17 protein-coding genes are annotated in these 22,521 nt (G+C 51.7%); 7 read left to right on the plus strand and 10 right to left on the minus strand.

The window, feature by feature from the left end:
- Positions 1-18: 18 nt before the first annotated feature.
- From ACNI29_RS04865 to ACNI29_RS04875, 3 genes are all read left to right on the plus strand, one after another.
- Complete coding sequence (locus tag ACNI29_RS04865) at positions 19-1,290, plus strand: radical SAM protein (protein ID WP_419781068.1); 1,272 nt, start codon at positions 19-21, stop codon at positions 1,288-1,290.
- Between the two features lie 314 nt (positions 1,291-1,604).
- The gene (locus tag ACNI29_RS04870; protein WP_419781069.1) at positions 1,605-1,742 is read left to right on the plus strand and encodes a hypothetical protein; all 138 of its coding nucleotides are present in this window, start codon (positions 1,605-1,607) and stop codon (positions 1,740-1,742) included.
- 122 nt (positions 1,743-1,864) lie between these two features.
- Positions 1,865-2,725, plus strand: a complete 861-nt coding sequence (locus ACNI29_RS04875; protein WP_419781070.1) for a hypothetical protein — start codon at positions 1,865-1,867, stop codon at positions 2,723-2,725.
- A gap of 118 nt (positions 2,726-2,843) precedes the next feature.
- Here the strand turns inward: ACNI29_RS04875 and nifA are convergent, their stop codons facing one another.
- A complete protein-coding gene (gene nifA / locus ACNI29_RS04880; RefSeq protein WP_419781071.1) occupies positions 2,844-4,436 on the minus strand; it encodes a nif-specific transcriptional activator NifA in 1,593 nt (530 codons plus the stop codon).
- Positions 4,437-4,645: 209 nt separating this feature from the next.
- On the opposite strand from nifA, the gene ACNI29_RS04885 reads away from it, so the two are divergent.
- The gene (locus ACNI29_RS04885) at positions 4,646-6,589 is read left to right on the plus strand and encodes an aldehyde ferredoxin oxidoreductase family protein (RefSeq protein ID WP_419781072.1); all 1,944 of its coding nucleotides are present in this window, start codon (positions 4,646-4,648) and stop codon (positions 6,587-6,589) included.
- Here the strand turns inward: ACNI29_RS04885 and ACNI29_RS04890 are convergent, their stop codons facing one another.
- Entirely contained in the window at positions 6,590-7,363 is a 774-nt protein-coding gene (locus ACNI29_RS04890) for a capsular polysaccharide synthesis protein (RefSeq protein WP_419781073.1), read from the minus strand.
- Between the two features lie 230 nt (positions 7,364-7,593).
- Here ACNI29_RS04890 and ACNI29_RS04895 point away from each other — a divergent pair, with 230 nt between their 5' ends.
- Positions 7,594-8,592: a glycosyltransferase family 4 protein gene (locus tag ACNI29_RS04895; protein WP_419781074.1), complete on the plus strand. Its 999-nt coding sequence runs from the start codon at positions 7,594-7,596 to the stop codon at positions 8,590-8,592.
- 38 nt (positions 8,593-8,630) lie between these two features.
- On the opposite strand, the gene ade is transcribed toward ACNI29_RS04895, so the two are convergent.
- The 8 genes from ade to ACNI29_RS04935 all read right to left on the minus strand — a co-directional run bounded on the left by ade (position 8,631) and on the right by ACNI29_RS04935 (position 19,491).
- A complete protein-coding gene (gene ade / locus ACNI29_RS04900) occupies positions 8,631-10,328 on the minus strand; it encodes an adenine deaminase (protein ID WP_419781075.1) in 1,698 nt (565 codons plus the stop codon).
- A gap of 93 nt (positions 10,329-10,421) precedes the next feature.
- A complete protein-coding gene (fliD, locus tag ACNI29_RS04905) occupies positions 10,422-12,158 on the minus strand; it encodes a flagellar filament capping protein FliD (RefSeq protein WP_419781076.1) in 1,737 nt (578 codons plus the stop codon).
- 11 nt (positions 12,159-12,169) lie between these two features.
- Entirely contained in the window at positions 12,170-13,660 is a 1,491-nt protein-coding gene (locus tag ACNI29_RS04910; protein ID WP_419781077.1) for a flagellin N-terminal helical domain-containing protein, read from the minus strand.
- Between the two features lie 9 nt (positions 13,661-13,669).
- Positions 13,670-15,754 (minus strand): flagellar hook-associated protein FlgK, encoded by a 2,085-nt coding sequence (gene flgK / locus ACNI29_RS04915; RefSeq protein ID WP_419781078.1) that lies wholly within the window; start codon positions 15,752-15,754, stop codon positions 13,670-13,672.
- Between the two features lie 299 nt (positions 15,755-16,053).
- Entirely contained in the window at positions 16,054-17,643 is a 1,590-nt protein-coding gene (locus ACNI29_RS04920; protein WP_419781079.1) for a flagellar hook protein FlgE, read from the minus strand.
- Positions 17,644-17,670: 27 nt separating this feature from the next.
- Positions 17,671-18,333 (minus strand): flagellar hook assembly protein FlgD, encoded by a 663-nt coding sequence (locus ACNI29_RS04925; protein ID WP_419781080.1) that lies wholly within the window; start codon positions 18,331-18,333, stop codon positions 17,671-17,673.
- 193 nt (positions 18,334-18,526) lie between these two features.
- Positions 18,527-18,877: an anti-sigma factor family protein gene (locus tag ACNI29_RS04930; RefSeq protein ID WP_419781081.1), complete on the minus strand. Its 351-nt coding sequence runs from the start codon at positions 18,875-18,877 to the stop codon at positions 18,527-18,529.
- Positions 18,878-18,915: 38 nt separating this feature from the next.
- Positions 18,916-19,491 (minus strand): RNA polymerase sigma factor, encoded by a 576-nt coding sequence (locus ACNI29_RS04935; protein ID WP_419781082.1) that lies wholly within the window; start codon positions 19,489-19,491, stop codon positions 18,916-18,918.
- Positions 19,492-20,137: 646 nt separating this feature from the next.
- On the opposite strand from ACNI29_RS04935, the gene ACNI29_RS04940 reads away from it, so the two are divergent.
- The gene (locus ACNI29_RS04940; RefSeq protein ID WP_419781083.1) at positions 20,138-21,184 is read left to right on the plus strand and encodes a UDP-glucose--hexose-1-phosphate uridylyltransferase; all 1,047 of its coding nucleotides are present in this window, start codon (positions 20,138-20,140) and stop codon (positions 21,182-21,184) included.
- Position 21,185: 1 nt separating this feature from the next.
- Positions 21,186-22,520, plus strand: a complete 1,335-nt coding sequence (locus ACNI29_RS04945) for a galactokinase (RefSeq protein WP_419781084.1) — start codon at positions 21,186-21,188, stop codon at positions 22,518-22,520.
- Position 22,521: the final 1 nt, after the last annotated feature.

A 22,521-nucleotide genomic window follows, 5' to 3' on the forward strand; every position in this document is an offset into this window, starting at 1 on the left:
TTTTAAGGGAGATACATCATGAAAAAAGATACCACTAAACATCCGTGCTTTAACAAAGAAACCGCAGGCTCATGTGGACGTGTACATCTCCCGGTAGCCCCCAAGTGCAACATTCAGTGCAATTACTGCAACCGCAAATACGACTGTGTAAACGAATCCCGACCCGGCGTAACCAGCGGCGTACTCAAACCTTTTCAGGCCGCCGAATACATGGACGCCGTGCTGGAAAAAGAACCGCGCATCACTGTAGCCGGCATCGCAGGACCGGGCGATCCTTTTGCCAACCCGGAAGAGACTCTGGAAACCATGCGCCTGCTCAATAAAAAGCACCCGCAGCTGATCTTTTGCCTTTCTTCCAACGGCATGGGTATCCTGCCTTATCTGGACGACCTGAAAGAACTGGGCGTATCCCATGTAACCATCACCATCAGCGCAGTCGACCCGGCTATCGGCGCGAAAATTTACTCCTGGGTAAAAGACGGCAAGATTGTCTACCGGGGCGAAAAAGGCGCAAAGGTACTTCTTGAACGCCAGCTCGCAGCCATCAAGGGGCTTAAGGAACGCGGAATCACCGTTAAGGTAAATTCCATTGTCATCCCCGGAATTAATGACCATCACATCCAGGAAGTTGCCCGCGTTGCCGCTGAACTGGGGGCGGACATCCAGAATATGATTCCGCTCAAACCTACAGCAGATACCCCTTTTGCGGAAATCGAAGAACCCGGACGGGAACTTGTTAACTCCCTGCGCAAAGAAGCTGGTGTAGCCATCGAACAGATGACCCACTGCCGCCGCTGCCGCGCCGATGCTGTCGGTTTGCTCGGCGATGATAAATCCGTGGCACTTTGCGGAACCCTGAAATCCTGTTCCGAACTGAAGCCGATAGATGTGAAAGGCCCGCGTCCATACGTGGCGGTTGCTTCCCGTGAAGGCATGCTCGTCAACCAGCATCTTGGCGAGGCGAAGGAATTCCACATCTGGGCTGAAAATGAAGAAGGCGGATTCAAATTGGTTGAAAAACGCCCTGCCCCCAAGGCCGGATGCGGCCCGCAGCGTTGGGCTGATCTCGCCGCCACCCTCAGCGACTGTAGAGCTGTCCTTGCCGCAGCCATAGGTGAAACCCCACAGCTTCTGCTGGCGGAAAACGGCATAGAACCGCACATCATCGGCGGATTCATTGAGGACGCGCTGACCACCATTTATTGCGGTGGAAATATGGATATCCACAAAGGACGGCGAGGAAGCATTGCCGATGCCTGCTGTACCGGAACAGGAACCAAATGCGGCTGATTTTTTTAATACAAATTGCTCCGTGCTGATTTTGTTCAAAATCAGCCCACACTGCGAAGCCCCGGCAAAGTTGCTCTTGCCGGGGCTTCACCAGTTCCAAACACTCAAAAGATGAAGATGCGGACGGCAACATCAGAATCGACAGCTACTCCACGGGCAAAGCAACATCGGGGAACGATACCATCATCTCAGGATCTTTCTTTACCTCGGTAGACAGCGGAGACAGAGACTATACAGTCGGAATACTTGCTGAGAATGCCTCAGTCGATATCAAAACAGGTGACGGTGATGACCGGATCGTAACAGGCTCAATCATGGGCGGTAAGATTGATACCGGGAGCGGAGATGACCTTTTGAAGGCCAACCGCATTGGAAGTTACCTGATTGACAACTCACAGATCGACATAAACACCGAAACAGAAGAAAACAAAATAGACACCTATATTTCCTGAGGTAGAATGAACGAAGCATTAAGTATCAATCAAAATTTTGAATAATCTTCTATATGCTCCAAGCTCTGGCAATATTTTGCAAAAACGATTATGTTTTACGAAATACACACTGGAGCACAATAATGAAAAACATACACAAAGCCACACTCCTCATCTTTGTACTGACTTTGTTTTCTGCCAGCGCAGCCTTTGCCGATGATGTCGCCAAAGGCATTAACTGCCCTCCCGGCTGGAGCGATAACCCGGTTGCCCGTTTGGATAACCGAGTAAAGCAATGCATATCCCCATCGCTTAATTCCAGCGTACAGCTTTATATTGCTCCCGGAAAAGATATTGCGTTGGATCAACTTCTCGACAACTGGATCTCAGCCCTGCAACAACAGGGGTTTCCGCTGCAGACAAAAGTAACGGAAAGCAAAGGAAATGTTTCCGGTGCACCGGCGGTTTTCCGAGAATATGAAGGTAAAGCCGATGGAAAAACCGTGGAATCCCTGCTGGCAGCCAGTCGCCATAACGGAATCAACTATATATTTCAGGGCAGCTATCCCGACATCGACCGTGAAGCAGAACGGTTGGTCAGACATTCGCTGACCACATGGAATTTCCCCGAAGATACGGCTAAGGAAGACACTCCTTACGATTCTCCGAAGGACAAGGGAACTCCCGGCACTTTCAAAAGTATCGGAGGTTGCTGGTCATGGGGACTTTGGAAAACTCCTTCCGGAGCCTCTGTCGTTATCCTGCCTGACGGACGGGCCATTTTTGACGGTGAAATAATCAAGCACTGGCGTCCCAATGAAGATAATTCCATTGTCATGGAAATTCCTGCTAAGTGGGGCGGCGGCAGTGCCATCTGGGCTCACCCTGACGGACGTCATGATGTAATCATTCAGGTTGAATTTCCCGAGCCAAGACAGATTCTGCTACGCGATTCGTGGGAATACAATTACAAAGGCAAGGCCTTCAAAGGCTGCCACCATTAAAATCGCTTATAAAGCACCATCTGCTGTGTTGCTGCAAAAAGGGCTTTCCACCCAATGTGGAAAGCCCTTTTCGTTTGCTGCAATCCCGATAATCGCAGCATAGCCAGTCAGGAATTTTTTAGCCTTTTCTCATACGCCGCAGTCTTGCCCGCCCCTCGGCAATCATGGATTCCAAGCCATAACGCTTGACCCGGTAGCCCATCTGGCGGGCGGAAAGCCCCAATGTTTCAGCAGCCTTGTACTGAATCCATCCGCTACGCTCCAAAGCAGCGACGACTTCGTTGCGCTCCACTTCCTTCAGCGATGTGCAATGGGGCAATTCATCATTTTGGGGAGGATTGCCGGAATCCGCGGAACTCCCCGGTGCGCAACGCTGTCCGGGTGCGAGGTAGGATTTCAAAAATTCCAAGGTGATATACTCCGAGTCAGACATGATAACCAGCCGCTCCAGCAGGTTCTGCATCTCGCGCACGTTCCCGGGCCAGTCATAAATCATAAGCGAATCAAGAGCCGCGGGGGTGAAAAACATCTTGCGTCCGTAATCGTCAGCCATTTTCTGAATGAAATAGTTAAGCAGTCCGGTGATGTCCTCCTTGCGGTCACGCAGGGGCGGGACGGTAATCGGGAAGATATTCAGACGGTAGTAAAGGTCGAGCCGGAATTCATTTTGCTCTACCAGCACCCCGAGGTCGCGGTTGGTGGCAGCAAGGATGCGCACATCAATATTGCGGGTCTTGTTTGAACCTATCCGTTCCAGTTCTTTTTCCTGTAATACCCGCAAAAGCTTGGCCTGCAAGGCCATCGGAAACTCACCGATCTCATCGAGAAAAATAGTTCCGCCGTCCGCTTCTTCGAAACGCCCCGGACGAGTGGAAGCGGCCCCGGTAAAAGATCCTTTCTCGTGTCCGAAAAGTTCCGACTCAAGCAGGTTCTCCGGGATTGAAGCGCAGTTGACCTTGATAAAAGGATGTTTCGCCCGGTCGGAAAGCTCATGGATAATCTTGGCTATGAGAGTTTTGCCGACACCGGATTCTCCAAGCAGCAGAACTGTAGCCTTCGTAGGGGCAACCTTTTCCAATTGACGCTGCACTTCGACCATGGCCGAGCTTTGCCCTACTATATAAAGACCCTTGGTTTTCTTGGAAATCTGGTACTTGAGCGAAGTATTCTCACGCTTTAGAGCTGCCTCACGCTCAAGAATTTTCTCGTTCAGGCTGATGAACTGACCGATCAGGGTGGCAACAATTTTAAGGAAATCGATATCCTCTTCCGCTGCAACTTCGTCGCCGAAGATACGATCCACGTTAAGCACGCCGATAGGTTCACTATGCAGAATTATCGGCACACCGATGAAGCCTGTTGTGGCCCGCTCAATTTTACGGGCCCCGGTTTTATCGAGAAAAAGAGGCTCCTTACTGATATCCGGTACATAGTACGGTTCACCCGTCTGGAAGATGCGCCCGGTAACGCCTTCATCAAGGCGATAGACCCCGCGCTGCTTTTCTTCGAGAGAAAGACCGTAGGAGGCATTGATTGAGAGCTGTCTGGTCTCAGGGTCGTAGAGGGTCACTGTCGCCCGCTTCATACTCAGGTTCTCGGAAAGAATACTGAGAACTCCGTCAAGGGCGGACTCCAGATCAAGTGCCTGCTCAATAGCCTGGCAAATGGCAAGCAGTGCTGAAAGTTTAAGACCATGCAGTGAAGGATACATATTTGAAGCTAAGCAAGGTAAGTGCCACAACCCCAAAACATAACTTTACCTTTTATTACAACCTATTAAAGAAAATACTTTTTTGCATTTGTTCACATTTATGTGAATTTAACCTGCACAATGAACATTAATGGAAAAGTTGCCTCCGCTTCTCGGAACATGGTATATTTATAGTATTGAAAGCTATTTCCTAACATTGAGGAGGCAGTATGCACGGTTGGGCAGGGTCAGTTTTGCGGGTTAATATTTGCAGCAGGGCAATCGACAGGCAACCTCTTGATCCCGGCATCGCAAGGGACTTCATCGGCGGGCGGGGCCTGAATTCACTGGTGCTCTTCAATGAAATAAAACCACACATTGATCCGCTGGGACCGGAGAATATCTACTGCCTCGGAGCCGGACCGCTATCCGGAACCCCACTGGGACTGACCAGCCGGGTGGAAGTAAGCACCCTTTCGCCCTATTCCGGCATACTCGGCGACGGTAACGCAGGCGGTTCAATGGCCTTCATGATGAAGCGGGCCGGACTGGACCAGATTGTCATTACCGGGACAGCGGAATCGCCATGCTACCTGCTGATAGATGATGAACAGGCTGAACTGCACGATGCAGGAGAACTCTGGGGCCTTTCAGTCTGGCAGACCACAGATAAGCTGCGTGAAAAGCACGGAAAATCAGCCAGTGTGGCCTGCATCGGACAGGCCGGTGAAAATCTGGTCCGGGTGGCGACGACCATGGTCGATAAATATGCCTCCGCAGCCCGCGGTTCCGGGGCCGTGCTCGGCTCTAAAAAGCTTAAAGCTATCGTGGTCAAAGGCAGCGGTCGGGTCTCATTGGCCGACCCTGATAAATTTAAAAGGCTTGCCGCCGAAGACCGTGAATTCTTCCGCAACTCCGATTTCCAGCGCGAAGTAGTTGGGCAGTACGGAACCCATATCGGCATGATGATGTGGGAGCCGGGGTTCCGAAATTATGAAAAATATTGGGATGGTTCCGATGTACCGGACCGGCTGCGCCCGGAAGCATGGAAAGAATACGCAGAGGGCCGGCACGGATGCCACGGCTGCCACGTCCGCTGTAAGGACTACTACCGCATTCCCTCCGGCAGCCGAGCCGGGGAGACAGGCAAGGCTATGGAATATGAATGCATCTTCTGCCTCGGAACCAATTGCGGAATAACCGATCCGGTGGCGATCATGGAGATGGAAAATATCTGTGACGCATACGGCATGGATGTTCTGGCCCTCGGCAATACCATCGCCATGCTCAAGGACCTTTACAACCGGGGGCTGCTGGATGAAGAGCTGACAGACGGGCTGGACCTCAGCTGGGAAAACCATGCGGACCAGATTGAACTGCTGCACCGCACAGCCCTGCGGCAGGGCTTGGGAAATCTGGTCGCCGAAGGCATGTACACACTAGCCAAACGGCTGGGCGGGCAGGCCATGGATTATTGCTACCACGTAAAAGGTCTTTCGCGCGGTCCATATCCCAGCGGAGTTTTTTCACTGGCCCACGCCACCTCCACCCGTGGGGCCGACCATCTCCGCGGGCGTTCATGGGCCTTCAGTCAGCCCGACCCGGACATGTTCCCCATCTTAAAGGAACAGGGGCTGCTGCTGGAAAACGTGGATGAAGATCCGGCCCCGGCGGTAATTGTCGGGGAACGCATGACTACCCTGACCGACTGCATCGGACGTTGCAAGGGCGCGGTCAACAACTGGATCAGTGCCATGCCGCTGGTCTGGAAGAAGCCTATCTACGAAGGACTGGCCGAGCTGCTCACAGCCGCCACGGGAGAAAAATATACCACCGGGAAACTGGAGCAGGCAGCGGACCGGGTCTATGCTCTTGAACATGCCTTCAACATCCGTCAGGGCGTAACGCGAAAAGATGACCGTATGCCGCAGAAACCTGAAATCCGGGATAGCGAGGAAGGCCGTGCCGACCTGCTCAAGCACGAAAAACATTTAAACCGCTACTATGAATTGCGCGGCTATGACCGTCAGGGACGGGCCACCCCGGAACGTCTCAAAGAACTGGGACTGGAATTTGTAGCCCAAGCCATAAAAAACGACCCGCCCCAAAAGGAATGGGACGGGCCGGTCAGGTGGCGGTTGGAAAATTATCCTTCCGGCGGCAGTAGAAGCTGATCAGGACCGGGATTCGAAATCATCAAGAAGCTCCATGATACCGTGGAGCTTTCTTTTATGGCAGAGCTTATGGATAAAGGACTCTTCCATGAGATTACGGGCATTATGCAGATCAAACTCTTTCCCCAGATAGAAATACAGATAAAGGGGCGGGGTATCGGAATAAAACGGCATTTTCCGGTAAAGTTCCCGGTAAGCCGGAAGCTTGGTTACCACAGTGGCAAAAAGACAATGGAAAAACAGATACTGCAACGTCCGGTTCTGTTCCTTCCAATAAAGCAGCAGAACCTCTTTCATGGCCTCAATCAAGGGATGGCGGGCATCGGAAACAATAAACCAGCTGGCAATGAGGAATCTGGGAAAGGTCGGGTCCTGCAACACAAAAAAGTCACTTTCCAAAATTTCATCAGGGATACGTTCTGAACAATAAGCAGTGGCATCAATCCAGACTCCACCATATTCGCTGAGCAGGAAAACACGGATTAGGTCGGAAAAAAAGGTACGCTTTATCTTTCCTTTCTTATATTTTTTCAGGATATAGTCAGGAAAAGTTATGTAATCAGACATATTGTCATCAGTTATGATCCTGATTTCATAGTCCGGATGATGCTTTTTTACAGACTCAAAACATCTTTTTACCAGCTCCGGGGCCTGTTCCTCGCCCTGAAACCAGCATTGCCAGATAATTTTAGGTGCTTTTTTTACAGGCCGGGCCAGAATATCCTTATTGGCATCAACTTCCGCAGTAATGCGATCAGCACATTCATCCATCATTTGTGAAAAAAGGCGACGACGTGTCTTCTTTCGCAAGCGCGGAAAAGGGATCAAGTTACATAAAAATTGTACTGTGGCTTTATTCATATAATCCTTCCTTTGATAACAGACTTGGCAGAGCCTGCCCTATCACGCCCCTATCAACGACTCAAGATTTAAACTCAGCACCGGAAATGGACACCATCCCCGCCATTGAGGGCCAAAAGTTTTTTTGCTAGAGTCCGCCAGCAATGAAAAACTCAATAATTTATCTTACCCCGGCCGGGGCCACCCTTCCCAGCGTTCGCTTCCGTGTTCTCCCCTTTGTTGAACTTGGCAAAGCAAGAGGACTTGATATTTCATGGGAACGGGTCCCCAAATCCATATTCAAACGCCTCAGCTTTTTTGCAAGTCTACCCAAGGCGGACATATACATCATTCAGGCTAAGCTTTTTTCCAAAACAGAAATCAATATACTCAAATGCAAATGCGGCATGCTCGCCTTTGACTATGATGATGCAGTCTGGACCTTACCCCCCTTCGACCTCAGCAACCCCAAGAAAAAGCGCAAGGCCGACAAATCAGCCCGGCGTTTCGCCAACCAGTGCGCCAAAGCGGAGCTCTGCATTGCAGGCAATAATTTTCTAGCAGCAAAAGGGGCCAACTATCAGGACAACATTGCCGTAATTCCTACCGGTCTTGATACAAAAAAATACACCATGAAGCGGCAGGACTCCCCGGTATCTGCACCGCTGGTCGGCTGGATGGGTACTTCAAGCTATCTTGACTGGGTGCAGGAGCCAATCTCCAGACTCCAGCAACACATAGGATCAATCCAATTTTCAATCATCTCCAACGCCCAATACACCGGCGTAGGAAAAGACAACGTGATGTATGCTGCATGGTCTTCGGAAAATGAAGTAGCACAGCTACAGGCGATGGACATCGGCCTGATGCCGTTGGAAGACAGCGAGTACAGCTGCGGAAAATGTGGTTTTAAAATCCTTCAATACATGGCGTGCGGAGTCGTTCCTGTCGCAGCCGATGTCGGCTTCAATACCGAAATCATAGAACATGGCAAAGATGGATTTCTGGTCAGCAACCCGGACGAATGGACTGAACACGTCATGCGACTGGCCGAAGACCCCGAATTACGGAAGAATATGGCCGAAGCCGCCCGCAAAAAAGTCGTAGCACAATTCGATATCAGAGTCATGGCAGACGCCTTGTGGCGTGCACTTGGCGTTTAATCAAAACCGTCACTCCCCGGATCAGGGGGCAAGCACCCTCAACACCAGAGCGATGTCGGTTCGAACTCATCCACATCCACCAATCCCCGGTCAGTAAGCTTCAGGCTGGGGATTACCGGAAGTGCCAGAAATGAGATCAGCATGAAGGGATTATAAGAACAGCCGAGCTGCTGCGTGGCCCGGTCCAGCCCGCGCACGCCGTCGGCAATTTCGTCAATGCCCTTATCACTCATCAGTCCGGCAATCGGTAATGAAAGCGCGGCCAGAACCCTGCCGTCAAGCACCACGGTGAAACCTCCGCCCATGCGCACGGCTTCCCGGGCAGCAAGAGCCATATCCGCATCATTCATCCCGGCAACTATCAGGTTGTGAGAATCATGGGCCACAGTTCCGGCGATGGCACCGCGTGCAAGACCAAGCCCGCGCGCAAAGCCCGTGCCGTGATTGCCTGTGGCCTTATGCCGTTCAATAACCGTGAGCTTGCAGATGTCCCGCTCCGGGTCGGCTACGGGCAGCCCGTTTTCCAGCTGCGGTTCCAACTCAAGATTTTCCGTCAGCAACTGACCGTGCTTGACTCCGATAACCCTGATCCGGCAGCAGCCCTGCTCCGGGACAAACATTGATTCATCAATTTCAGCCCCCACATGCATGGAACTGCGCGAAGGAATCCCGTTGGCAGGTTCAAAGCTGTGTTCTTCCAGAGGTCTGCCCTTCAGGAAAACCTGCCTGATCCTGAAATCCTTAAGGTCCTCGACCAGAAAACAACTGGCCTGATAGCCCGGAGCAACGGCCCCGTATCCTTGCAAACCAAAGTAACGCGCCGGATTAATGGAAACCATCTGCACAGCCCGTAACGGGTCCATGCCGAGCTTTACTGCGCGGCGCAATCCAAAATCAAGATGCCCGTTCTCACTCAGGTCAAGCACGCTGCGGTCATCGGTAACTATCGAAATATTCTGGGAATTGAATTCATTAACCACGCTGAGCAGGTCTTCCATATTCCGCTCCAGCGAACCTTCCCGCATCATCAGATGCATGCCCGCGCGCATCTTCTCCACCGCTTCGGAAGGACGGGAACATTCATGGTCACTGCGCGGCCCGGACAGCACATAGCCGTTCAAATCCATGCCCGAAAGAAGCGGGGCATGCCCGTCAATAATCCTGCCCTTTGCAGCCGCAAGCTTGGCAAGCACCTGAGGGTCCTTGTTAAGAACACCGGGGAAATTCATCATCTCGGCCAGCCCCAGAATCCTGTCCGGGTACAGACGCAGAAAATGTTCAACATCCACCGAATTAAGTCTGGCCCCGGAATCCTCCAGCCCGGTGGACGGTACGCATGAAGGGAACATGAAAAATATGGAAACAGGCAGATCATGAGAGCTTTTAAGCATGTACTCCACACCCGCACGACCCAGCACATTTGCGATTTCATGGGGATCGCAGACCACTGCGGCTGTGCCGTGGGCGGCAACTGCCTGCGCAAAGCGGGGCGGGGTCAGCAGCGTTGATTCAATATGGATATGCCCTTCAACCAGTCCGGGCAGCAGGAAGCGACCTTGGGCATCAAATTCCCGCTCAGCATTATAGTCACCGAATCCAAGGAAAACACCCCGGCTCACGCCGACGTCCGCATCATGAATCTCCCCGCTGAGAACATTGACCACCCGGCAGTTACGGATAACCAGATCCGCATCTTTCAAACCACGGGCCTGATCAATCATATGGACCAGCTGCATAAACCCTCCGATGTTAAAAAAGCAGGACAGGATACATACTCCTGAACCTAACATCTTTGGACTATGCAGGACAATTCAATCATGTAAAAAACATTACTTTTTGCTTGAACCTCCCAGCTTGGCAACCTGCCCCTGCAACATCTGCATTTTGCCGCTGTACTTTGCCAGCACGGCATCAAGGCGGGCATATTTTGCTTTCAATGTTTTCTCCAGTCTATCAAGGCGTTCTTTTTCATAATCAAGTTTTTTATCAATGTTCTTGATGATGCCGCTGTAGTTTTCACTGATAATGTTCAGGATACCGGTCTTGGCATTGGTCATATCCTTAAGGGCTTCAATCATCTCTATAGTTTTTCCGGCTTTAATGCCTGCCGTACCCGAATATGTGCCGTCCACATGATTATTAACCCGCACAGCCAGCCCCATTCCATTCAAATCATCGGCAGTGATTTCCCAACCGTTTATTCTGGCAGCCCTGCCGTTAATGGTGGCAGCGGTGATTTTACCGCCGGAAACAGTATAGGAAACCTCATGTGTTCCGGGCTTGGTCACGCCTTTGATCAATGACTTCACACTGAAATTAGGAGAACTTGTGCCCGGTTCATAGTCCGCGGAAAATAGCTTGGCTACGCCTTCGGGATCATCCTTCATGGCCTTCGTGAACTTTTCTTCATCAATCTTGAGCAGACCGAAATTAACAGAACCCTGATCCGTTTCTGTCTCAATGCCCAGAGTCCGCAGTGTATTGTACTTGTCCCCGGCTCCGGTTGCTGAATCGTAATTATTAAAACCCATACCCTGAGTTGCGGTCAGATCCTTAAAACGCTGCGAGGCCAGCTGCACACCGTAGTTCCCGGTCAGGATCGAGCCTTTCTTGGTGTCTGTATTGACCTTGGCTATATCGCGTAAGGCCTTGCGGACAATGTTGACCTCTTCCACAAATTTACGCACGTTCTCGATGATTTTTTCAGTATCCGTGTTTACGTTCACGATTACCGATCCCGGCGAAGTGGGCTTTTTCAAGTTCAGGGTCAAACCCTTGGAGCCATCGGTTACCGTATTGGTCTCGCGCTCGATCCACTTATCCGCACCTTCCGGGAAACCATCGATCTTGATCTTGGAGTTCTGCCCCTGCTGCAAATTGCTCATGGAAGCAGGAGCAAGGACGGCAAGGGTTGTGGAACCGTTAAAAGTAATACGGTTGGCCTCCCCCATCTTCAGGCTGCTGAATTTAAGCCTATATTCACTTCCGGTCTTAATGGCTTCCACATGGACACTACCTTTAAGCTCGGTTGTAGCATTAAGCATTTTGACCAGACCCTGAACCGTTGTTCCGGCCGGGACATCCAGATTGGCGGTATTGCCCCCGCAACTGATGCTGATCCTGCTGGCTGAAGGAGAAACCACAGCGGTTTCAGACGCGAACCCGCTACTAGATGTCCATATATCATTCCGGGCCAGCTGCTTGATTTCAACTTTGTACGGAGAAGTAGGGGCGGTGCTGTCTGCCGTTGCGGTCACGCAAGAGCTATCGGACGAAGAAGTCACCCGGCCCATGAATTCACCGATGGAGTCCATCTTTTTCAATGAGGTACTCAAGGCGGTCATCTGGGAGTTAAGCTCCTTGAGGCTTTTCTGTTTCTGTTCCCACTGCGCTCTCCAATTCTCAAGCCTACGCTGGTGGAAACCCTGCTGTTTGATGGTATTCTCAACAATCTGCCCGAAATCAGTACCGTTACCGAGCTTTTCAAACTTGGTTTTCCCGGACCAGTAACTGGAAGTCGTTCCTGCGGTGGAGACCTGTGCCCCGACTTTTCCGACATCTGCCATGATTAGTCTCCTTACATGAAGCTGAGGATAGACATTTCAGAAATCATCCGTGAGCTACGGGCCACGGCCTCATAAATCAATTTACTCTGGTTCAATTCACTGAGCAGCTCTCCGAGATCTGCATCCTCAAGACGGCTGAGCAATTCGGTATTATTGTCTTTACGGATTTCCGCCAGCTTCTCCGCACTTGCTGCGCGATTCATGCGCGCCCCGATTTCTGCGGCTTTCATCTCTACATGTTCGTGGACCTTTTTCAGCTCCGCCACACAATCCCCGATACCATTCTTGTCATTGGTCTCCACGAATCCGATCAGCCGGCCCAGAGTTTCAAAAAGGTTGCTGTTTTTGTCGTCAGGAGAAGGGGCCGGGTTGGTTTCTCCGGGCTTGGTGTAGATGCCGCCGAATATTTCCTTACCCACGTTGTTGACCCGGATGGAGCGGCTTTGGGAAATATCAAGCCGCAAGTCAGCAGTATTAGGGCGGATCACAAACTGGTCGCCCTTGCTGACCGTGCTTCCCGCACCGGGGGAAAGGGTCAGGCTGCCCCCGGGAACTTCAATGCGCGTATCTGCGGAAACATTGGATTGAACCCAGCTGTTTCCGTTATCCAGACTGTACGAATAGGTTATCGGCGGAGTATTCACATCACCGTTCTTATCAATGCGCACCAGCACATCACTGTAGAATTTGCCCTCCGCCTTGGCATCAACCTGCGTGGTTCCGTATTTGATGACATTCAGGTCATCATTATCATCTCCTTTGTATTCAAGTGCCGGACGCAAGATGAGCCGGGTTCCGCCTTTGTCGGTATGTTCAGTGACCGCTGTCCCGGTCTTCAAATCCATACTGGCCGGGCCGAGGTCGAGCTTGCTGTTACCGGGGGCAAGGGTTCCGTTCTTCCATGTCTTGCCGCCGTCAGAACTGTACTTATAGGTGATCGAGTCTGTTCCCACTGTGCCGCCGGAAGTAAAACGCACATCAATTGAAGTTTCCGATGCGCCCTTCACCGCAACTACGCTGCCTGCCGGAAGGTTCGGATCGGTTGTGGTGGCATGCAGGGTTTGCTCGTAAGCATTCTGCTCCAGCTTATGTCCGGCAAAAATGGATTTGCCCCCGAATTCGGTGTTGGATTTATTAAGCAGGTTGCCCAGAATACCGCGCAGGTTCTTGCCGATGGAACGACGTTGTTCAGCGGTCAGGGTTCCGGTTGCGGCCTGTTCTGCCAGAGTCTTGATGCGCCCGATATCGGTACTCGTCTGTTGCAGTACGCCGTCAGCGAGGCTGAGCCAGCTGGATGCGGTCTTGATGTTCTTGATGAACTGCTTGGTTTCCAGCCCGAAGGAGCGGCAGTTGATAATTCCACCCATTGCTGCCGGGTCATCGGAAGGAACCAGCACCCGCTTCTGGGCCGAGTTGCGCATGGAGGCTTCCGCCATGCGGCTCATGGCTGAGTTCAAGTTGCCCAGCGACATATTAAAAATCTGGTTGGTTGATACTCTCATTTCTGCCCCCTATTTAAGTCCCAGCAATACGTCGAACATTTCATTGGCGGTCTTGATCAGCTGCGCCGCTGACTTGTAGGACTGCTGGTAGCTCATGATATGCTGCATCTCTTCATCAAGATTGACCCCGCCTACGGATTCCTGCTTATCCACCAGCCCCTTGAGCACGGTCCGGGAAATAGCCATATTGGCCTTGGCATCTGCGGCATCGGACCCCACCGTCGCCACCAGCGAGGAGTAGAAATCATTGAAACTGGTTTCGCTGCTTACGCCTGCGGTCTTGAAAGCAACGTTCTTTTTTCCGGCCAGTGCTGCCACGGCGCGCGCGGTACTGTTATCCCCCTTGTTCACTTCCCCGGCCCCGTTCACATGGGCGGCAGCTATATTTGAAGGGTCGGCTTTGATACTAGAATGGAGCTTGATTGATGCGGCGTCCGAGCCTTCAAAAAAAGTATTCATACCCAGCCCAGCCAGCACACCGCTGCTGTCATTGGAAAACTGGAAACGGTTATCGCCCACGCCTTTGATGGAAAGTTTGCCGTTGGTGATCACAGCCTGAGCCTTGCCGCCAAAACTGGCATTGATCGCGTCACGCACGTTTTCAAGGGAATGAACCGCAGGATCGAAATTCTTTTTGCCCGGTGCGATGGAAGAAAAATCAACTGCAGAAACCGAAACCTTTTTCCCGGTCTTGGCGTTGTAGAAAGCCATGCTGAAACTGCCCTCGCCCAGCTTGTCCGCGTAAGGAAGGTTACTCATTGCCAGCGGCACGGAGCTGTCACGAACGCCGTAAGAGCCAATCACATTGGCGTGGTTGACCAACCCTGCTCCCTGTGAATGGGCGCGGTTGACTTCCCAGACCATTGCCTTGGCAAATCCGTTCAACTTATCAATATACGACCCGATTTTTTCATCCCGCGCCCGCAGCAATCCGGCAATGGAACCGCCTTTCAGACGACGCGATCCGTCATTACCCGGAACAGGGCTGACTGATTCGGAGGTGGAGCTGTTGCGGTACCAGCGAACTTCGCTCTTGGGAGTAAGCGTAAAGCGGTCACCGTCTTTGAGCTGGGTGGTCGCCGCTGCTGCACTGCTGCCGGCCTTACCGAACCAGAATTTAACCCCGCCCACGGTCACGGCATCATTTTCAGGCCCGGCCTTGAACAGTTTTTCGCTACCGTCCGGGTTGCTGATCCAGGTTTTGCCGCCGTCACGCGAAACTTTAAACTGCGCCGCCGGGGCCGCGCCGGAAGCATTCCCCCCACTGACCACCTGAATGGTTAATTCCTCTCCGCTCTGACCGCTGAAATGAATTTCATCCTTGAACTGCGAACCGGGAACCAGAGAATTACGCACCCCGCCTTCTTCAAACTTCAGTTCAAAAGCCTTATCGCCCTCGACCAGCTTCTGGCCCTCGCCCAGTGAAACAATGACCTGCCCGGACTCTTCTTCCTGCACGCTGATATCAACCAGCGAAGACAAGCCGCGCAGTACAACATCCCTGCGGTCCAGCAGGGTGTTATCGTCCGGGTTGGCGATGATCCGCTTATTGAGCAGGGCAAGTTCCTTGATGGCGTCATTGGCTTTGCCCACTTCCTGCTTCAAATGCGAAGTGATCAGGTCCTGCTGGCGGCGCAAATCACCCACAACCGAATTCAGCTGCGCTGTAAATCTCTCCGCCGCTCCCGCAAGGGCTACCCTGTTGGCTCCCAGCTGCGGGTTGTTGGCCAGAGCCTGCCACGCGGCCCACATATCGGACATGGATTTGCTGACCCCGGCTTCCTTGCTTTCCACAAAGAATTTCTCGACCATGGAAAGGTTGCCGCTCTCCGCGCTCCAACGGGCGAATTCCGGTGATTTATCCAGAACACCGCGCTCCAGAAACATGCTCAAGTTGCGCCTGATGCCCTCAATGGAAGCCCCGGTACCGACGGACCAGCGACCTTCCCTGATCACCATGCTCTCGTCCTGAATTACCGATCTGCGACGGTACCCGGGGGTCTTTAAGTTGGACACGTTGTTGCCATGAACTGTCAGCCCGGTCTGGGCGTTCTGCATGGCACCACGGCCTATTGAAAATAAATTACCAAGCATTTTGGTGCTCCTTATGCCTCCGGCGGGTCTACCGACGGTCCCTGCCGGGGGCCTCAAACCCTTTTTGTAAAAAGGGTTTAAGAATCCCAAAAACTTTTATTATGCTTCGCGTCCATGTTTTCGCACAACAGCTAAAACGAAGCGGCGAAGCCATATTGAAAAGTTTTGAGGGGATGGGGTCTGGGGAAGGCCCGCTAGCCGTTAGATGAGAAGCTTTGCTTCGAATCTTACGGATATGGAGAGCAGAGATGGAACTTTTTCCAAAAGTTCCCCTTCCCCAGCCGCCGGAGGCATTCCAGCTATCTCTTCAATTGAATAAGTTCGCCAAGCAACTGGTCAGCCGTAGTGATAACTTTACTGTTGGCCTGAAAGCCGCGCTGGGTGGTTATCATCCGCACCATTTCATCTCCTACATCGACATTGGACTGTTCGAGTTTGTTGGAGGCAATGGAACCGAGCGGTCCTGTTCCGGCGCGTCCGGTCAGTGCGGGACCGGAATCGCGGGTCTTGGAGAACAGGTTTCCCCCTTCGCGGCGCAGTCCGTACTGGTTATTGAAGTTGGCAAGTGTAAGTACGTAGAGATCGAGCACCTGCCCGTTGGAATAGCGTCCGGTTACAACGCCGTCCCGGTCCACTTCCACGGCTTGCAGGAACCCTGCTCCATAACCATCCTGTGACTGGGAATTGCGCGCGTTTCCGGTATCGTAAGACGTGGAATATGACGCACTGCGCTTTGGATTGGTGAAATTCGGTATGCTTGATAAATTGGAACCGACCACAGAAGCATCAGTGGTTGCGGGTGTCGTCCAACTGGGCGGGTTACTGCCGTTGGTCAGCCCGAAATCAAGGGTAATCGGGTTTGCATCCTTGTCTGTGGGCATATTTGCATTGGCCTTACCGAGAAAGTTGGCAGTGAATATGGGCTTGCCGGTCTCGGACATGGGTGAAGGAGTCCAGTTGCTGAGATCCTTCAGGCTTCCGGTCGCTCCGCTCTTGAGGGAAAAAGAACTCATGCCGATCATTTCCCCGCGCGGATTGAAAGTCATGGTTCCGGTCATAAGCAACCCGGCAGCGGATGATGTTTTCAGGGCAGTTCCATTGATGGTCCTGCCGTCCTCACCCGGAGGTACGGTAACTATGAATTCATAAACCCTGTTTCCAGCGGCGTCCTTGGTCACGTTTTCTTCTTTGACCGGATCGAAATAGATGGTCAGATCGTGGGAGGTTCCGCTTTCATCGAAAGTTTTAATGGTGTTCTGGAAAGCGTACCGGTCCGCCGGAATGGGCGGGGTATTATTGGCATTCCAGGTCTGATGCAGGGAAAAGAACGGCTGCCCGGTCACGTCGCATTTATCCTCGGCCTTTGAGCTGAGGTTTACGTTCATGGCGATTTCGGAAGTCCGCACCGGAGGCGACTGGAAACGGTCCAGCTTGATGTCCGTAGGCGTGCCGATGGTGTCCGGCTTGCCCGATTCCGAGTTGGGATTGACCTTCCAACCCTGCACGACGTAGCCATGCGGGTCGGTGAGTACACCCTGTTTGTTGAAAATAAAATTCCCGGCGCGGGTGTAATAGGTAGCGTCAGTTTCCGGATGGCGGACAGAGAAAAATCCCTTGCCGCCGATAGCAACGTTAGTTGCTTCTGATGAAGGCTCGAACGGCCCCTGCTTGAAATCGCCATAGATGGAGGCAAGGCCTACGCCGTGACCGACATGGCCGATTCCGGCCCCGGTATTCACCGCGCTGTAGAAAGTGTCCTCAAAAGAAGTACGGGAACCCTTGAAGCCGATGGTGCTGCCGTTGGCGAGGTTGTTGCCGATGATGCTCATAGCCTGACTGTGAGCACGGATGCCGCTGATACCGTTAAACATTGATCCTTTTAAGCCCATGCTGATCTCCTTGCGGTAAAAAAGTGATTAAGCGACAACTCTTGTCACGTTGGACAGGAGCACCTTGCGTCCGTCTTCAAGTTCCAGAACATGCTGGCCTCCAGCCGTATTCACGGCTTTGACCTTTCCGGAGACTTCAATCTCGGCGAGTACTTTTTTTCCTGAGGGAGATTCCGCACGGACCGCGATGCGGTATTGTCCGTCGGCTGCTGCTTTGCCGTCCTTATCTTTGCCGTCCCATTTAAAATCGAATTTTCCGGCGTCCCTGCTGCCCATTTCAACGGAGCGGACAAGTACGCCTTTTTTATCGAAAATATCTACGTAAACGGATTTGCAGGAGGCCGGGAGGGAAATGGCGGCAGAGGTGGCTTCCTCTCCATCTTTGGACACACTGATGCCCTTGGCCATGACGTTTTTACCGATGTATCCGGTGGATGTAAGTCCGACTACGGTATTTACAGTCTTGGCCAACCCTTCCATTGCTTTGGAAATGTTGGTGAGTCTTTCAAGGGAAGAGAACTGAGCCAGCTGGGCCAGCTGTTCTTTTTCCTGCATGGGATTGACGGGGTCCTGATTTTTAAGCTGGGTAACGAAAAGTTTCAGGAACGCGTCTTTGCCAAGCTCCTTGCTCGGAGGCTTGGGCGTGGAATTTTGATTTACATTATTTAAATAAGCAGTGGCGTCGATCATGATTTCCTCCTGTTCTGCACAACAGTTTTGGTCCGGCGCAAAACGCGCAGGGCAAGACTATGTGCCGCAGGAGGCAATCAGCCTGTTATTCGGGAGTCGGCAAAAAACAAGGCGGGCAGGTCACAGTTGATGAAGGGATTACTGTTTCCCGATGTGCAGGCATGAGAGGAAGTGGGTTAGGGAGGTCTTTCTATCACGCCATGGCCTTGTACTCCCGGTCTTGGTCATTATCAGAATCTTTTTCCTGAACAAGCTCCTTGGCTTTGTCAGTGCAGTGTCCGCCGAAAGGGCAGACAACCGCTCCGTTTAGGTTGCGCCGCATCTCCATGACCGCCTTCCGGCAGGAAAGGCAATCGGCCAGATGGGCTTCAAGTCTGCTTACCAGTTCTTCGGAAGCAGTGCCGTCGAGATACATGCATATCTCATCGATTTCAGGGCAGTCGGGAGTAGGTCCGAAAGGAAGGTCCTTCTCCTCTCTACAAAAATTACTCTTGGTTCCATCCATGGAACACCTCTTGGTTGTTGTTTCCGCCGGTCCATCCATGTTCCGGCAGGGTTGTATGACTTTGATAGCATCCGCTATCAGGTCAGCGCATATGTCTCCCCGCTGACCCCATGATAAGAACGCAGTTTGGTCAGGGCCTTGTGTTTGGCACTTCTGACCGACTGTTCCTTTATTCCGATAAAATCGGAAATTTCTGAAATATCAAGCCCGTCCTCAAAAAACAGCTTCACTACAAGCTTCTGACGGGGCGAAAGAAGCTGCTCCGGGATATCCAGTCCTTCCTTGACCGGAACCATTGGAGCTTCAAGTTCATCAATGAAATCATCCAAAGGGGCTAAACAATATACGCCCTTACGTAAAAAATCCATTGTTACGCTTCTGGCGATGACCATCAGCCAAGTTGTAATTTTCGATTTTTCGGGATCGTAACGTCTTAACAGACTTCTATCATTCTGCACAAGACGCAAGAAAACATTCTGGCAGATGTCATCTACATAGTGTTGAGAGCAATAACTAAGTTTGCTTTGCAATGTGTTATTGATAGTAAAATAAATTATACCGGAATATTTTTCTACAAAAGTATCCCAAGAAGATTTATCACCTTCAATACACTTTGTGATAATATTGATTACTGAATTTTGTTCAATGCTCAAAACAATTACCCGCTGTCTTTTTTAATGCTTCTTGATGTTTTCCCTTCATCATTACAGGCTGATTGCCTCCATAGGCAGTCTTATTACTGTATACGTAGAAAAAACCAGAAACATCCCCACCGTCTTAATCAAAACTTGATAAAATTTAACTAATCTTAATTTTTACAAGTCAAACCAAGGCCTTAACGGTAATATTTTACCGAGGGTTAAAGACTCATCTCCCTTACTCAATAAATCCTGCGCGAAGCTGATTTTTCAAAGTAAGTTCATGCCGTAAATACGGAATGCGTATTTGAACTTGAATGAAATCAAAAAGGGGTCAGCTTACTTAAAAATGGCGAAAATGAATTTCGCCGGGTTGGTTGTACAAGCACCATAAATAAGTTCACTGCCCAGCACAATAGGCAATATTTTCCGTACATTAACGGATTCTCTTCCTGTTTCCTGTCGGACATCTCCTCACATAAACCACTTTTAATTCTTCAATTTTTAAGCTGATTTAACCCAATACAACAACTGGAATTGCCTTTTTTGTTACAGCTTATTGACAAGATAAACAGCTTTGGGCACTATTTTCGAAAACGTTTGCGGTTACGTTTGCACAATCGTTTGCATAGCCCGGAAAACAGAATAAGCTGAGAACAAAATGAGCAAAGAATTTCAGGACCATCCGCATAAAAGATTCAATCCCCTAACCGGGGAATGGGTGCTGGTTTCTCCACACCGCACCAAACGACCATGGCAGGGCAAACAGGAAAAAACATCCGCAGACACCCTGCCCTCCTACGATGGCAAATGTTATCTCTGCCCCGGAAACACCCGCAATCAGGGTGCTTCCAACCCCGACTATCCAGACGTCTTTATTTTCGACAACGATTTTCCGGCCCTGCTGAACGATTCCGTATCCCCCCAAAGCGACAGTGATGATCTTTTTAAAATAGAACCTGAGAGCGGAACCTGCCGGGTAGTCTGCTTTTCGCCCCGTCACGACCTGACCATTTCACGCATGGAGCGGAAAGGGGTCCGCAAGGTGGTTGATGCATGGTGTGATCAGTACGCAGACCTGAGTGCACGCGAAGACATCGGCTACGTACAGATTTTTGAAAACCGCGGCGACATCATGGGCTGTTCCAATCCCCATCCCCACGGCCAGATCTGGGCCACCCGCTCTGTCCCGGTAATCCCTGAAACAGAAGATAAACGCCAGCAGGAATATCTGGAAAGTAAAGGGAAATGTCTGCTCTGCCGCTATACGGAACGGGAACAGGAAAACAAGGAGCGCGTAGTTTTCGAGAACGACTCTTTCATCGCCCTTGTGCCTTTCTGGGCTGTCTGGCCCTTTGAGACCATACTCCTGCCCAAAGCCCACATGGGAGCCATCACCGACATGACTCCAACCCAGCGCGACGACCTTGCTGACGCGCTGATTCGCATGGGCATCCGCTACGACAATCTTTTTGAGACATCCTTCCCCTACTCCATGGGCATCCACCAGCGGCCCACGCACGGCGAAAATGACCACTGGCACTGGCACATCCACTACTATCCGCCCCTGCTGCGCTCAGCCACAGTAAAAAAATTCATGGTCGGTTTTGAAATGCTGGGCATGCCCCAGCGGGACATTACCGCCGAACAAAGTGCCCAGCGGCTGCGCGAACTTTCCGAAATCCATTTTCTGGACCGGGAGGACTAGCATGCATTCCGTGGCGGCTTACCGGGAATATCTGGAACAGGGCGGTTTTGATGCGGTCTTTGCCCAGATCCATTCCGGCTCCAGAATAGAGGAATCTCGCCACCGCATGGGTGGATTGCTGCAATGCATGTCCGAGAAATTCAGCGGGCAGGAAATCTGCTTCGCCAGTGCTCCCGGACGCACCGAGCTGGGCGGCAACCACACCGATCATAACCACGGGCACGTGCTGGCCGCTGCCGTTAACCTCGACTGTCTGGCTGCTTTTTCCAAGGCCGACAGCAACGTAGTTACCATTATTTCCGAAGGCTACGATCCTATCCGCGTAGATATTTCAGAGACCGGGCCGCGTGCGGAAGAAAAAGAATCCAGCGCAGCCATTGTGCGCGGCGTAGCAGACGGATTCCGCAAACTGGGACTCAAGGTCGGCGGGTTCAATGCCTGCGTACACAGTATAATCCCCTCCGGCGCGGGCTTGAGTTCATCAGCGGCTTTTGAAGTTCTGGTCGGACGTATATTCAGCTACTTATACAACGGGAAAAGCATCGGTCCCCTTGAAATCGCAAGCATTGCCAAACAGGCGGAAAACATCCACTTCGGCAAGCCCTGCGGGTTCATGGATCAGATGGCCTGCTCATTCGAAGGAATTCTCTCCATAGATTTCAACGACCCGGCAAATCCGGGAGTGACCAGAGTTGAGCCGGGATTTAATTCTGGAGAGGGGCATGGATTTTACGGAACCGGATACCGGCTGTGTGTCATTGATACCGGAGGCAGCCACGCGGACCTTACCCCGGACTACGCAGCAATCCCGGCAGAGATGTTTCAAGCCGCAAAAGAGTGCGGACTGGATCAGGCCAGAGGACTGAATCTGGACATGATTCTGGAAAACATGGACAGCATCCGCAACAAAGCCGGGGACCGGGCCGTGCTGCGGCTCTTCCATTTTATTGATGAAGACCGCCGGGCCTTGCAGCAGGCAAAAGCCCTGCACGATGGAAATATGGATGAATTCCTGCGTCTGGTCACCAGCTCAGGCCGATCCTCAAGCGATCTGCTGCAAAACGGCTACAGCCCCAGCGCACCGAAAAACCAACCCATCCCGCTGGCACTGACATTAACGGAGCATATACTCGGTTCAAACGGAGTGGGACGGGTGCACGGCGGAGGCTTTGCCGGAACCATTCAGACTTATATCCACGATTCAGATTTCGATCGGTACTGCCATGCCATGGAAAAAGTCTTCGGTGCAGATTCAGTCATAGAACTTTCCATCCGCCAGCCGGGCAATGAATTCCTGGCCTTACCGGAACCGCAACAAACAAAGGCCGGAGCGTAAT

The organism is Maridesulfovibrio spiralis (SeqCode), assembly GCF_048571135.1.
Classification (GTDB): Bacteria; Desulfobacterota; Desulfovibrionia; order Desulfovibrionales; family Desulfovibrionaceae; genus Maridesulfovibrio; species Maridesulfovibrio spiralis.